Below are 14472 nucleotides of genomic sequence, written 5' to 3' on the forward strand. Positions count from 1 at the left end.
GAATTTTATCAAGCAATTCTTAGAAATTACCAAATGACAATAGAACCGAGTAAAACTACCATGTTTCCTTATGGTAATAGCTACCGAAAGTAGAATGTGTTAGAACTGTTGTAAGGTCACGACGTTTCCCGATACAAATTTCGGGTCGGCAATGCGCTGAACTCCGACATGCCGGCAGCACGGTTTAGGATCGTCCTTAATTAAGGCAAGACAAAGACTCACAATCGCACGATGCTCCCTACTACACCCGCGCAAAACCATGCGTCACCATGTTTCATCCGGCCGCGCACCCTGTCCGCGCCCCGCATGCGGCTGATTTGTTTCCCCTATGCCGGCGGCTCGGCGTCGGCCTTTCATCAATGGCCCACAGTGCTTCCTGCTGATATCGAACTGGTTTCAATCCAGTATCCGGGACGAGCTACCCGCATGCGCGAAGCGCCCTGCCATCGCCTGGACTCCTTGCTCGCCGATATCGAAAGTGCCTTGCCATCCCTGCTGGACCGGCCATATGCATTTTTCGGCCACAGCATGGGCGCCACCGTAGCCTTTGAACTGACCCGCCGACTCCAGGCTGCAGGATTGCCCGCGCCGCGACACCTGTTCCTCTCGGGCCGCAGCGCGCCTCAATTGCCGTCACGACGCGCGCCGATCCATGCGCTGCCGCACGTTGAATTCATCGACACCCTCCGCAAATTCAGCGGCACGCCGGCGGAAGTCTTGGCACATGAAGAACTGATGGAAATGATGGTGCCGATCATGCGCGTGGATTTCGAAGCCCTCGAAACCTGGCATTACGAACCTGGCGCGCCATTCGATATTCCGGTTTCGGTGTTCGGCGGCCTGGCGGATGAAGCCGTGCCGATGGAGAATCTGGATGCCTGGGCGAGTTGCACGTCGGCCCGTTTCAAGCGCCACATGTTCCCCGGGGGGCATTTCTTCATCCAACAGCACTACCCGGCGATGCTCAATATCGTGGCAAGGGCGCTGGAAGATTATTGACATGCTGCGCGAAGCGCTCCGCACGGAGCTTCATGTCTGGGTCTCGCATCCCGAGCCTTTACCGTTGGCGTTGCTGCTGGAACGATATGACAGCCTGTTGAACGATGAAGAGCGTGAACGCTGCCACCGCTTTCATTTCGAGCATGACCGCCAGCATTTTGTCGCGGCACACGCACTGTCACGCCTTGCCATCGCACATTACCTGCAATGCGCGCCGCAGGAACTGGCATTCGCCCGCCACGCCAACGGCAAGCCCTATCTCGCTGCAGGCTCCGGGCAGCCACCCTTGCGCTTCAACCTCAGCCACACCCGCGGCATGGTTGCCTGCGTCATGACGCAGGAGCATGACTGTGGCATAGACGTCGAACGGGTACGTGAAATGACGCACCTCGACGGCGTGGCGGAAACCGTGTTTTCGGAGCGGGAGCTGGATTACCTGAAAAGACAAAGTATCGATGCGTCCTCACGCCTCAACGCTTTTTTCAGGCTCTGGACATTGAAGGAAGCATATATCAAGGCTACCGGGCTCGGCATGTCCGCGCCGCTTCGGCAAATAAGCATCATTCCGGCGGAAATGCTGCTGGAAGATCCAGGCCTTTCGGCCCATCAAAAGATGAACTGGCTGTTTGATGCCTGGCAGCCGTCCCCCGGCCATGCGATCGCAACGGCATGCAACGCCGGCACGGCAATCGGATCAATTCACTACTTTGAATTCAACCTGGCGGATGGAAGCCTGGCGCCATTTCGGACCAGGCAGCTAACGACAAGCTTAGCCTGAACGCATCACTGCGGTCGCCACCTCGTGCAATTGCCAAAGCGTGCCACCGTCAGCGACCCGGGTGCAAAAGCTAATTTCCCCCGCAGATGTCTTCTGTCGAAGCCTCAGGATTTTTCGTGGCCAGCACCTTGTCGATCCGCATGCCATCGATATCGACGATTTCGAATTTCCAGTTTTCCCATTCGCAGGTATCGGCAGTCTGCGGCAGTTTGCCAAGCAAGAGCGTCAGCATGCCGCTCAGCGTGTTATAACGGCCACGGTCCTCTTCCGGCACGCTTGACAGCTCCAGGCGGTCCTTCAATTCGGGAATCGGGATCAGGCCGTCCAGCAATAGGGAACCATCTTCGCGCTGTACCGCCCACGCATCCTCGGCATGATGCGTCTTGAATTCGCCCGTGATGGCTTCCATCACATCCTGCAGCGTGACGATGCCCTGCACTTCGCCGTATTCATCGACGATAAAGGCGAGCTGCACGCCGGAATTCTTGAATTCTTCAAGCAAGCCCATCCCGGTCAGCGACTCCGGCACGAATACCGCCGGCTTCAGGTCTTTCAGCAGATCGGGTTTTTCTCCTCGCAGGGTTGCCTGGAGCATTTGCCGCGCATTGGTTACGCCAAGAATATTGTTCCAGCCACCGCGAACGACGGGAAAACGGGAATGTTGCGACGCCTCGAAGCGCTGCAGGTTTTCCTCCAGGCTATCCTCCACGTCGAAATACACCACCTCGCTGCGCGGCACCATCAAGGAGGCAATTTGACGATCGTCCAGCCGGAACACGTTACGCACCATCTGGTGCTCATGCTGTTCGATGATGCCGGCATCCGACCCCTCTTCCAGCATCAGGTGCAGTTCTTCTTCGGTCATCGCATGCGGCCCGGAATCCTTCACGCCAAAGCTGCGCAGCACGAGTTGCGTCGACCCGGACAACAGCATCACGAACGGTTTCGCAATGGCCGCCAGCCAAGCCATCGGCCTGGCCACCAGCCTGGCGATGACTTCCGGCGCGATCTGCCCAAGGCGTTTGGGGACCAACTCGCCCATGACAATGGAAAAATAGGTAATGGTCACAACGACCAGCGCCGTGGCCAAATACTCGGATACGGGAACCGGAATACCGAAGGACTCGAGCCAGATGCCGAAGGGCCGAGCCAGCGTTGCTTCACCGACGATACCGTTAAGCACACCGATCGAGGTAATGCCAATCTGGACAGTGGATAGGAATTTGTTTGGATCATCTCCCAATTGCAGCGCGATTTTCGCGGAACCGTCGCCGCTGTCGGCCAGCTTCTGCAAGCGGATTTTTCGTGCGGTCACGAGCGCGATTTCCGACATGGCGAACAGGCCATTCAGGATGATCAAACCAAACAGTAAGGCTATTTCCATTTCTGTGAGCACCCAATGCGTGCTCGGGAATTTATCATATCGGTATTGTACCGCGTACGCACGGCTTGACCGACTTGCCCGCGCAAGAACTGGCAGGCAAGCCTGAAGAACTTGATTGTCTCAGGAAAGAAATCAGAACATCAGGGCGGCTGTCAGCGTCTTGACTTCCTCGTCGGACTCTTCAAGGATTTCGGACAAGGTGCCTTCGCCGACGACGAAATCGATGGTGGAAGCAGACGTTTCCGTGGTTGCTCCAGCCGTATCGAACAGGGGCGAAGGAACGGAAGCAAGGTCGTTAGCCAGGATCAAGGTATCGCCCAGAGTCTCGGGCGGCATGGCACGGTAGCCATACCACAGCGATTCGACAGCCTCGGCAACCGGTTGCGGCACCGCCAGTTTTTTCAGTACGCCACGCCCGATGATTTTTTCGCCATATTCCGCCCAGGATTCCGGATCGCCATCCAGCAATCCCGGAAACTCTTCCGCTCTGGACAGCAGATAAAAACCGCCGACTTCATGCACGATACCGGCAAACATCGCAGTATCCGGATCAAGGCGGGTCACTTTGCGGGCAATGACATGGGCCAATGCCGCCACGTGGGCTGTATGCTCCCACAATTGAGCGACCTTGGCGCGCAAGGACGGATCGGACAGCGTGCTGCCGATCTGGCGCACGACCACCGCCGCCACCAGCGATTGCAATGTACGGAAACCCAGACGCATTACGGCGGTGCGCACATTGGTGATATCGCTGCCCGAGCGGTTGTAAGCCACCGAATTCGCGATTGCCACTGAGCGTGCCGCGAGTAACGGTTCGGTCATGACCAGCTTGGCCGCCAACTCCATATGGCAGTCGGGATCATTCAAGGCTTGCTGAATTTTGAGCGAAGCATTGACGTTGGTCGGGAAGACCATGTCTCCCCGGCTCGCTTGCTCGGCAATGTTTCTGAATGCGTCAAGTCTGTCCATGCGGAAAATTATACTCCCAGCATTTGAACAGATGTTAATTGGCAATTATCGAACGCCAAAAATCACGAACCGATCGATAAAAAAACAACATGGTAGAAATTGCAAAATGCATAACGCTTTCGAGTCGTGCTATCTATAAGTCTGCCTATCGAATACCTACTCATATCTCTACCTGCGTTCCCAACTCGATCACGCGGTTGCTAGGGACGCGATAATAATCTGCCGCATCACGTGCATTGCGTGACATGGTTGCGTACAAGGCTTCGCGCCAGTTCGCCATGTTGCTGCTGCCTTCGCCGCCAACGCGTGGAATTACGTTTTGCCTCGCAATGAAGAAAGAGGTACTCATCATCTCGATGTCCAGTCCCTGGCTGGCGCACAACTCCAGGGCCCGTGGAATATCCCGGTCGTCCTTGAAACCGTAGTGCACATCTACCTGATAGCATTCATGCTCCAGACCTAGCACCTTTATCCGGTCCCTTTCCGGGACATAGGGAATGTCCTCATTGAAGACAGTCAGGAATATGGTTCGCTCATGCAAGACCTTGTTATGCAACAGGTTATGCAGCATGGCATGGGGCACGCCATCCCCTTCCGCACGAAAGAACACCGCCGTGCCTTCGACCCGTACGGGCGGACTGACGAACAGCGACTGCAGAAAATCTTCCAACGGAATCAAATGCTTCTGCAGATTCTGATAGACGGCATTGCGTCCATCCTTCCAGGTCAGCATGATCGTCACCATCGTTACGCCCAGAAGGATCGGGAACCAGCCGCCATGCACGATCTTCAGCACATTTGCTGACAGCAGTGAAATATCGATGGTGAAGAAAAAGCCGGTAGCCAGCCAGCATAGCAGCAGGTTGTAGCGCCACTTGTAACGGATGACGAAAAAGGTCAGGAACGTCGTCATCAGCATGGTGCCGGTCACCGCGATTCCGTAAGCCGCCGCCAGCTTGGAAGACGAATTGAAGCCGATAACCGCCAGTACGACGGCGACAAGCTGCAGCCAGTTCACCAGCGGAATATAGATCTGTCCCATTTCACGTTCGGATGTATACATGACGCGCATGCGCGGCAGGAAGCCGAGCGCAATCGCCTGGTGGGTCATGGAAAACGTGCCGGAAATGGTTGCCTGCGAAGCGATGACCGTTGCCAGAGTAGCCAGGCAGACCAGCGGCAATACGCTCCATGGACCGAGCTGTTGGAAAAACGGGTTTTCGACCGCCGACGGATTTACCATCAGCAAGGCGCCCTGTCCTAGGTAATTCAGAGCCAAGCCAGGAAATACAACCGAAAACCAGGCCAGCCGTACCGGTTTTTTGCCAAAGTGCCCCATATCTGCATACAGCGCCTCCGCACCTGTAAACGCCAGCACGATCGCACCTAGGGCAATGAACGCGACCCAGCTCTTACCGGCCAAAAATTCTATTGCATGCAGCGGATTGAGCGCTTCCAGAATGGCCGGTGTCTTCATTATGTTCACTAGCCCCATACAACCCAGAGCCAGGAACCAGGCGATCATCACGGGTCCGAACCATTTGCCGATCCCCGCTGTGCCGGTACGCTGAAACATGTAGAGCGCGACCAGAATCCCCACCGTGATCGGCACCACATAAGGCTGGAATGCCGGCGTCGCCACTTCTAGGCCTTCAATTGCCGACAGCACCGAGATAGCGGGGGTAATGACGCTATCTCCATAGAACAACGACGCGCCGATCAGGCCGACCAGCATGACTGGGAAATACCAGCGCGAGTTATACGTGACAGACGATAAGGCCAGCGCCAGCAAGGCCATGATGCCGCCCTCACCACGGTTATTTGCGCGCAGCACCAGAGTCACGTACTTGAGCGATACGATGACGATCAATCCCCAGACAATCAGTGAAACGACACCAAGCAGATTTTCCTGCGTAAGCGGGATGCCGTGCTCGGATGAAAACACCTCTTTCATCGTATACAGTGGGCTGGTTCCGATATCGCCATAGACGATGCCGATGGCGGCAATCGTCAATGCGCGCAAACTCGATTTGGCTTGGTCAGACATTACTATGCACCTATTGCATTATTATTGAGGCAGGCTATTGCAGTCATGACGATGCTGCGGATGGCATGGCATTTTGCTTGCCAATTAATGCGCACGAGTTCTTCAGCCGCTCCGCACATAGGTTGACCGCATCATTGGCCTGCGCAACCACGCGGCCCATGGTGATAAAGCCATGGAACTGGCCTTCATAGCAGATATATTCGACCAGGTTGCCGGCCGCCCGCAGTTGTTCGGCATAGGCCCGTCCTTCGTCCACCAGAGGATCGAAGCCGGCCGTCATGATCAGTGCCGGCGGCAGCCTGGCATGCTCCGCAGCCAGCAGGGGCGACAGGCGCCAGTCGAGACGATCCGCATCGCTGGCAAGGTAACATGCGCAGAAGTATTCGATCATGCTCGCGGTCAGCAGATATCCTTTGCCGTTACGCTGATGGGAAGGCGCTATGCAGCGAAAATCCGTGGCCGGGTAAATTAGCAGTTGAAATGCCAGCTTCGGTCCGCCGCTGTCACGCGCCATGATGGCGCAACTGGCGGCGATATTGCCGCCCGCGCTATCGCCCCCCACGGCAATGCAGTGGGGCGAAATGCCCAGTTCAGTCGCATGAGCGGCAATCCATTGCAGGGCGGCGAAGCCATCGACGTGCGCGGCGGGGAATTTGTGCTCAGGCCCGAGACGATAATCCACCGACAGCACCGCAACGCCGGCCTCTTCGCATAATTGGCGACACAGCGTATCGTGCGTATCCAGGTCGCCAAGCGTGAAGCCGCCACCGTGAAAAAACACCAGCGCCGCAATCGCTTCCTGTTTCGGCATCCCCGCCGGCCGATAATGGCGCACAGGTATCGAGCCGGCCGGACCAGGAACAACGATATTCTCGACCGAGCCAATCTGAGGCGCAGCCGGCTGGGATGTAAACATTCCGGCTTTAAAACTCGCCCGTGCCAGCATGGGAGGCATTAATTCGAGTGACGGCAAGTTTTTACTCGACATCAGGTCAAGTACCTTCCTTGCATCGGCATCCAGCATAGTTGACTTTCAGATGGTGTATCGGGCGGATTTTTTGCGGAGGAGCTTAGCAGGCGACATGGCGCAATTCAACATGGTCGTTATTATATAGTGGCTAATCTATTGACAACATGCATGTTGACCCGCAACTTGAGAAGGAACATGTCAGATCTCGCCCGATAAATCATCGCGCATTCCCAAGGCCGCCCGTGCCTGGCAATCCGGGCTTGAGAATTCCTCTGCCAGCATATCGATGAACACGCGCGTCCTGGCAGGCATCAGGCGCCGCCCCGGAAACACAGCCCAGGCCGTGGTACTTGGGGTTTGCCAGTCTACCAGCACGCGCACCAGCTCCCCTCTTTCCACGTATGCCTGGGCATAGTGATCCGGCACCACCGCAATCCCGGCGCCGGCGCGCGCGAGGCGTATGAGCAGTTCCGGCGAATTGGCGGTGGCACGGCCGGGCGGAATGCCTTGCCAGCGCTGCTCGCCCCGGCTCAGTATCCACGGACCCGGTTCGCCATTACGCGCCAGCAGCCGCAAGGTGTGGTGCTCCATCAGCGCTTCGGGCTCGGAAGGGACTCCTTTGCGCTCCAGATAACGCGGCGAAGCATACAGGCCGGCCGAAAACACAGCCAGGCGGCGTGCCGCAATCGACGCATCGTCAGTCAGCTTACCCATGCGAATCGCCACGTCGAAATTTTCGCCGATCAGATCGACTCTCCGCGGCGACAGGTCGATTTCCAGTTCGATTGCCGGATATTTGGCGGCAAAGGATGCGAGAAACTGAACTAGCGCCACGTTTGCCAGGTCGCCAGGCATCGAGATGCGCAAACGACCGCTGGGTTCCGCCTGCCGCTGCTGCGCAAGCGCCGCAGCCGCCTCCACTTCCGCAGCCAGTTGCCGGGCATGCTCCAGCACACCGTGGCCGAAATCCGTCAGGCTGAGCTTGCGCGTCGTGCGCAGCAACAGGCGTTCGCCTAGTTCGGTTTCCAGCGCAGTAATCCTGCGGGACAGCGTCGATTTCGGCAAAGCCAGCCGTTCCGCCGCCTTGCTGAAACTGCCTTCCTCGACAACTTTGGCGAAGAGCAAAAGATCGTTGGGTTCCAAGCGCATCGGCTCACCTATTGTTCCAAATTTGGAACGATGTTATCCGAATTACAGCCTTCTGCAAAGTTTTTGGAACATCTACACTTCTCTTCATCAGATCAGCAATGAGGGGAACAAGAATGAACATCCTGCAAGTTAATTCAAGCGCACGTACCGGCAATTCCAACTCGACTCGCCTGGCAAGCGAACTTGTGGCCAAACTGCGGTCCACGCACCAGGGTTCCACCCTGACGCTACGCGATCTTGGCGTCACGCCGCATCCCGCACTGGATGAAACCGCTCTGCAAGCCTTGTTCACGCCCGCGGAACAACGCACTACGGAACAGGCAGCGCGCGTGGCTCTCGATGATGAGTTGATCGCGGAAATCCAGGCTGCCGATATCGTCGTGCTTGGCGTGCCGATGTATAACTTCGGCATCACGGCACAGTTGAAGAACTGGATCGATGCCATTGCGCGTGCGCGGGTGACGTTTAGATATACTGAAAACGGCCCGGAAGGCCTCCTGAAAGGCAAGAAGGTCTACGCTGTTCTTACCCGTGGCGGCCAGTACCGCAATACACCGGCCGACACGCAAGTGCCATATTTGAAAACGGTGCTGGGATTTTTGGGCATGACCGACGTCGAGTTCGTCTACGCGGAAGGTCTGGCGATGGGACCGGAAGCCGAACAGCAAGCCATGGCTGCGGCACGCGCCGAGATCGAACAGCTGGTCAGTGCCTGAACGGGGAAATTGACGGCGGCAGATTCCCGGACCGAATGCCCGCCCGGGACGACTGAATATTTAGGAGATGATGATGACAGTGGCGACCAAGCAACCTGTACAAAGCCAAACCGTATCGCTTCCGCGCGCCGTCGAACGCCTGGTTACCGGCATGGCGACCTCGGATGGCGCCGGCGTCAAGCTTACCCGCGTGCTCACGCAGGATCTACAACGCCGGCTGGATCCATTCCTCATGTTGGATGCGTTCGGCACCGACAAACCGGAAGACTATATCGGCGGATTTCCGAACCATCCGCATCGCGGCTTCGAGACCGTCACCTATATGATTGCCGGACGCATGCGCCACCGCGACAGCGCCGGCAACGAAGGCTTGCTGACCAATGGCGGCGTGCAGTGGATGACGGCTGGCCACGGGGTGATCCATTCCGAACTGCCGGAGCAGGAAGACGGCGTCATGGAAGGCTTCCAGCTATGGCTGAACCTCCCTGCCCGGGACAAGATGACTAGGCCATGGTATCGCGACTTTCAGGGCACCGATATCCCGGAAGTCACCACGGCCGAAGGTGTCACCGCGCGGATCATTGCCGGTAGCAGTCACGGAGTGGACGGAGCGATGCAACGCGAGCATACCGAGCCGCTTTATCTGGATCTGCATTTCACGGATGCCGGCAGCTTCGCCCAGCCGCTTCCCGCAAGCCATAACGCCTTCGTGTATGTCTATCGCGGCAGCATCAAGCTAGGCGACACCGAGGTGCCGGCTCAACGCATGGCAATTCTTCGCAACGACCCTTCGTCCGATGGCGTGCTGCTAAAGACGGATGGGCCGGCACGGGCCTTGTTAATTGCGGGACGACCGCTAGGCGAACCGATAGCACAGTATGGTCCATTCGTGATGAATACGAATGAGGAAATCTTCCAGGCCGTCGAGGATTTCCGCGCAGGTCGGTTCTAGTTTCAAGGATGGCCGGGGCGGCTCGACTGCACCGCTTCGGCACCCATCATCAGCGCATCCACGGCCCGGTCGAAGGCGGGCGCATATTCCATCAAGCCGACTTTCCCGCTTTGCAGGGCCTGGAGTAGCGATGCCGCCGCATACACCATGGGTTTGGTTTGACCATCCAGCCGAAAAATGAACAATGAATGGTGCCGGCTGACCCAGATCAGGCGAGCAGGCGCTGCCGTATCGCCAGCCCGGAATTCGACGCAACTGCCGACTTGCAGCTGCAACAGCAAATCCTTGGAAGGAGTCGTCGCATAAGGCGACGGCGGTGCCATATCTACATCGGCTTCCACGCCCTTGTCAGCCAGCGCGGACTGGAGAATCTCCGGTTCCACCTGCAGAGGTTCGGTCAATACCCACGCATCACCGTAGTCGCTCGCCACCAGGCGGGAAAATTCCTTGCGCAACTCTTCCAGACCAGGCAAAGCCTTCGCGTTTTCACCGGGCGCTTGCTGGCGCAATACCTGCATATGCACCGGCACCAGGCTGTCCAGCGCCGTCTTGCATTCATCTTCCGGCATGTGCACCATCAGCATGCCGACGCGCAGCCGCTTGACAAGGCCAGGCAGCATACGCATCAGGGCACTGCGCTCTTCGGCGGTCGTCTTTACCTGGGCACTCCATACCAGTTCCGGTAACACGTCGCGATACTGAGGCCCGGTCGTCGCCGCACCGCTTTCCGCATCCTGTCTTGCGGCACGGACGAGAACGCGCGCCCATACCTGCTCGATGAAATCCTTGACACGCTGATCGATATCCATCGGGCTGACGATCTCATGCAGGGACTCTGCAGTACTGCGCAGCACGGCGCTGAATTTCTCGGCTTCTTCGGCAGCCTGAATACTACGGGCAGCCTCCGCATTGGCATTGGCCAATTCTTCCGCCAGAAAGCTTTCGAATTCCTGCAGGCAGTCGCCAAACAGCGCTGTGTCGTGTTCAAATTCTTTCAGTATGCGCTTGACCAGTCGGGCGATCTCGCCATCAAGCCTTTGCGCCATGAGAGAATCCGCATCGAGGCCGATGGTTGCCGAGCCAATCCGGTTCAACAGTTGTCGGGCGGGATGGCTGGCCTGCTGCAGCAGATGAGGTTCCAGCATCGCCGCTTTAAGGAACGGAATCTGCAGCCGTGCGATACGAGCGCGTACGCCTGCAGGAATCTGTTCGTCCTCCAGGATAAATTCAAACAATACGGATACGACATCGATCGCGAATCGCTGCCCAGGCTCCGATACTTCCAGCCGATTACCGATTTCGAACAGCTCATTCCGGCTACCCGAGGCGGCATCGCTCTCTTCCTGAACATCCGCAGCCTGGCGCTGATAGCCATCGATCTGTTTCAGCACCTCCGGATCGGCCAATGGGCCTGGAACCGCAGCAGCGACGCCTGCGGCGCTTCCTGCGAATGTCTGGCCTAAGCCCGCATCAGTCGGTACGCTTTCCGGCTGGTTAAACAATTTCCAGACAAGTTCTGGAAGTAAGGGGGCTTGTAATCGCCCTGCCAGGGCTTTCGATGAAAGGCCATCGCCAGCGCTTGCATCAGTATCTTGTTCTCCGGCGACAGGCAGTGTTTCAAGCATGCGCTGCAATACCGGCAGAACCCGCGAATTAATATCCTCAAGCCGCGAGGAGCCTGAGCCTGCCCCGCCTCTGCCCATGCCGCCCATCGCGAACATGGAAGGCTGATTGGTGCTATTCATCGCTGCGAGCTGCTGGGCAAGCATGTCGCGCTGATGGCGTTTCAGCTTGGTCGGACGCGCCAGCAAACGCGCCTGAATGCCATTGGCATCGAACACTTCGCAGATCGACGCGTAATAGTTCGACAGATGCGCAGCCAGCGAATCGGATAAGCGGGAAAACAGAATCCTGGCGCAATCTTCATCCGCCACACGCTCATTCAGACTCTCGTACAAGGCACGCGCAATCAGATAAGGCCGGAACGGGTTTTCCCGTTCATGCACATCGGCGTCGCCATGCATCTGAGCGATCATGATATTCAACCTGCCCAGATTTTCATCGCAAGCGTCGCGCAAGCGCTGCACGAGATGACCGACTTCCAGTTGCCGGTTGACCGTTTCATCATCGATCAACGACAACGTATTCGCCGAAAGCTTATCCAGGCCTTGTCGCAGGTCGGTGTACATGGTGCGAAGTCCCCGCTCTACGCCATCCCGATAGCGCGTGTCAAAGCCGTACAAGATTGCGGATTGTTCCTGGCGCAGCGCATGTAAAGCGGCAACTGCTGTTCGCCGTTCGACTTGCATGAGCGGATCGGCCAGTTCCTGCACCATCGCATTTTCGGCTTCCCGCACCATGGTTTTGGCAAGCGCCGAGAACTTAATGAGTGCACGATCCTTTGCGAGCTGAATTACGCGTTTTACGAGCTGCATTCTTGATTATCAATATCCTGTCGAAACTGCATTTAGATGTTGAAATAATAGCGCAGAGGCAATGTATAAGAAACAGCAATATATCTTTGCTCTTCCTGTTAGATGTTTTACACAGCGTGGATACGACAAATTATGCGCTCAGTTATTGTATTAATGACAATTGTGAAGTGCCGTTTTTTTATAAAACAACGACGCATAAAAATAGCCCGGGCAATGCCGGGCGGACCAAATTAACTAATTGCAGAAATGTCGGGACAACAACAGTTATGGCTTATGCAGGATAGCCTTACTGTCTGCCTTCACTGAATCGAGATTTGTTTGCGTCCCGAGCTGGTTTTCTTCGGTAAAACCAATTCCAGAACCCCGTCGTGATATTTAGCCTCAGCCTTACTATCGTCGACTTCCTGCGCCAGCGAAAAGTGGCGGGATTGCTGGCCATAATACCGCTCGCTATGGATCAGGTTTTCCCCCTCTTTTTCCTCATGCTCATTTTTGACTTCCGCGGTGATCGAAACATTGTTCCCCTCGATAGCCACCTTGATATCTTCCTTTGCCACCCCAGGAATCTCGGCTTTGACGGTGTACGCCTGATCGGTTTCGCTTACATCCATTTTCATCATCGACTCACCGCCGAACCTGCGCATGTTCGGCATCCAGCGGTTATCCTTTAATAACTCTTCCATTTCCTGCATCGGGTCGAAACGAGCCATAGCCCTGAATGGATCGAAACGTGACAAGTTTCCAGCCATGCTGGCCTCCATCTAGTAAGAAATAGTACGGGCGACCGTAATCATCAGTTCGCATACGGCGCCAGGAACGTAGTGAATTCATTTTAGGATGCGTTATCCCGCTTCGCCTGAGGAAGCTCAAACTAAGCAGGTTTGATCGACATTCAACGCCGCACCTGCCTTTCCGCCAAAGGCTGTTCAGTTATCGTTGTCGTTAACATGGATAGCTCGGCTGCCAGCAAATGCGCAATGTCACCGGCTGACACTATGCCGTACAGGATGCCTCTTTCATCGACGATAGGCAGCCGCCGGATTTTATGATGCCGCATCAGACGCAAGGATTCTGCGAAGCTTTCGTTTTCATGCACCGTGATCAACGGCGTGCTCATGATATCCCCGGCAGTCACCAGGTTCATGTCGACCTGCTCTGCAATGGTTTCCACGACAATATCCCGGTCAGTTATGATGCCGATAGGGATACGCTTGTCTTCCTCATGGCGAACCACCACCACGTCACCGACATGGTGTTTTCGCATCAAATGTGCAATTTCAGGAATTGACGTTCCCTCCTCGCAGCACACGACGCCGATATTGCAACATTCGCTGATGGCCATGTCATTCCTCCAGCAAAGAAAACGAGAGCGGATGATGCCGCTGTAATACTACTTTTTCGGCTGAGCCATCGTCAGATGTTCTTCGACGGTAGGCAAAAGCTTCCCGGCCAGGGCCTTCAGATCCTGGTCGGAGGCTTTGGTCTGAATACGCTTCAACAAGCTTATCGTCGCCCGATGATCCGACACGCCGGCATTGGCCATGTATTGCTTGTCGAATTGCTGATCTGATAGCTTGGCCATTTTTCTAGCTAGGGCTTCATGCTTGGAATCGGGCTTCTGTGGCAAATCCACGCCTTTTGTCTGGGCCAACTGAGTCAATTCATTTGACGCCTGAGTATGATCCTCGATCATTTTCTTGGCGAATGCCAGGACATCGGGATTCTTGGTTTGCTTCTCGGCCAGCTTGGCGGTTTCGATTTCTGCGATGTTCGCTTGCGCCAGCTCCATCATCATCCGCTTGTCTGACGCGCTTACTGTTTTCCCGGAAGCTGAAATCGAGGATTTTGCCGCGCTGCCCATGCCGCCGGAACCGGTCGCGGAAGAAGCGGCGGGCGACGATGACGATGCGGCGGATGATTGCGCCTCAGCGGACGAGACAGTCATGGATAATGCCAGACCTATAACTGCTGTCACCTTGATACCGGAAGTTAGCGCGTTCATTGACAGTTTCTCCTTTAGCCATTGTCGGGTCGGCGGATCGCTGGTTGCATCACCGCGTGCAGGTTTCAGGC

General features: G+C 56.3%; 13 protein-coding genes. 4 read left to right on the forward strand and 9 right to left on the reverse strand.

Translation table 11 applies throughout. The annotated features are described in order from the left end of the window. The first annotated feature begins 306 nt into the window (after positions 1-306). Both EDC30_RS02030 and EDC30_RS02035 read left to right on the forward strand, forming a co-directional pair. Positions 307-999, forward strand: coding sequence for a thioesterase II family protein (locus EDC30_RS02030; protein WP_165973699.1), 693 nt, complete (start codon positions 307-309; stop codon positions 997-999). Between the two features lies 1 nt (position 1000). Beyond that, positions 1001-1777, forward strand: coding sequence for a 4'-phosphopantetheinyl transferase family protein (locus tag EDC30_RS02035; RefSeq protein ID WP_165973700.1), 777 nt, complete (start codon positions 1001-1003; stop codon positions 1775-1777). A gap of 70 nt (positions 1778-1847) precedes the next feature. Here EDC30_RS02035 and EDC30_RS02040 read toward each other — a convergent pair whose 3' ends face one another. The 5 genes from EDC30_RS02040 to EDC30_RS02060 form a co-directional block, all read right to left on the reverse strand. Next, positions 1848-3161 (reverse strand): hemolysin family protein, encoded by a 1314-nt coding sequence (locus EDC30_RS02040; RefSeq protein WP_132256778.1) that lies wholly within the window; start codon positions 3159-3161, stop codon positions 1848-1850. 132 nt (positions 3162-3293) lie between these two features. After that, positions 3294-4130: an HDOD domain-containing protein gene (locus tag EDC30_RS02045; RefSeq protein ID WP_132256780.1), complete on the reverse strand. Its 837-nt coding sequence runs from the start codon at positions 4128-4130 to the stop codon at positions 3294-3296. Positions 4131-4290: 160 nt separating this feature from the next. Then, on the reverse strand, positions 4291-6177 hold the full coding sequence (locus EDC30_RS02050; RefSeq protein WP_132256781.1) for a potassium transporter Kup: 1887 nt from the start codon (positions 6175-6177) through the stop codon (positions 4291-4293). Between the two features lie 43 nt (positions 6178-6220). Beyond that, positions 6221-7093: an alpha/beta hydrolase gene (locus tag EDC30_RS02055; protein WP_341539855.1), complete on the reverse strand. Its 873-nt coding sequence runs from the start codon at positions 7091-7093 to the stop codon at positions 6221-6223. Positions 7094-7345: 252 nt separating this feature from the next. Further along, positions 7346-8296, reverse strand: a complete 951-nt coding sequence (locus EDC30_RS02060; RefSeq protein WP_132256785.1) for a LysR family transcriptional regulator — start codon at positions 8294-8296, stop codon at positions 7346-7348. Between the two features lie 113 nt (positions 8297-8409). Between EDC30_RS02060 and EDC30_RS02065 the strand changes: the two genes are divergently transcribed. Then, positions 8410-9012, forward strand: a complete 603-nt coding sequence (locus EDC30_RS02065) for an FMN-dependent NADH-azoreductase (protein ID WP_132256786.1) — start codon at positions 8410-8412, stop codon at positions 9010-9012. 67 nt (positions 9013-9079) lie between these two features. Next, positions 9080-9964 (forward strand): pirin family protein, encoded by an 885-nt coding sequence (locus EDC30_RS02070; RefSeq protein ID WP_424446892.1) that lies wholly within the window; start codon positions 9080-9082, stop codon positions 9962-9964. Between the two features lie 2 nt (positions 9965-9966). On the opposite strand, the gene EDC30_RS02075 is transcribed toward EDC30_RS02070, so the two are convergent. The 4 genes from EDC30_RS02075 to EDC30_RS02090 form a co-directional block, all read right to left on the reverse strand. Further along, positions 9967-12399: a DUF1631 family protein gene (locus EDC30_RS02075; RefSeq protein WP_132256790.1), complete on the reverse strand. Its 2433-nt coding sequence runs from the start codon at positions 12397-12399 to the stop codon at positions 9967-9969. Positions 12400-12698: 299 nt separating this feature from the next. Continuing rightward, positions 12699-13148 carry an Hsp20/alpha crystallin family protein gene (locus EDC30_RS02080; RefSeq protein ID WP_132256792.1) on the reverse strand — a complete coding sequence of 150 codons (450 nt, stop codon included), beginning with the start codon at positions 13146-13148 and terminating at the stop codon, positions 12699-12701. A gap of 143 nt (positions 13149-13291) precedes the next feature. Further along, complete coding sequence (locus tag EDC30_RS02085; RefSeq protein ID WP_132256793.1) at positions 13292-13741, reverse strand: CBS domain-containing protein; 450 nt, start codon at positions 13739-13741, stop codon at positions 13292-13294. Between the two features lie 48 nt (positions 13742-13789). Then, positions 13790-14344, reverse strand: coding sequence for a DUF4142 domain-containing protein (locus EDC30_RS02090; RefSeq protein ID WP_165973701.1), 555 nt, complete (start codon positions 14342-14344; stop codon positions 13790-13792). Positions 14345-14472 lie beyond the last annotated feature (128 nt).

Source organism: Paucimonas lemoignei (genome assembly GCF_004342585.1).
Classification (GTDB): Bacteria; Pseudomonadota; Gammaproteobacteria; order Burkholderiales; family Burkholderiaceae_D; genus Paucimonas; species Paucimonas lemoignei.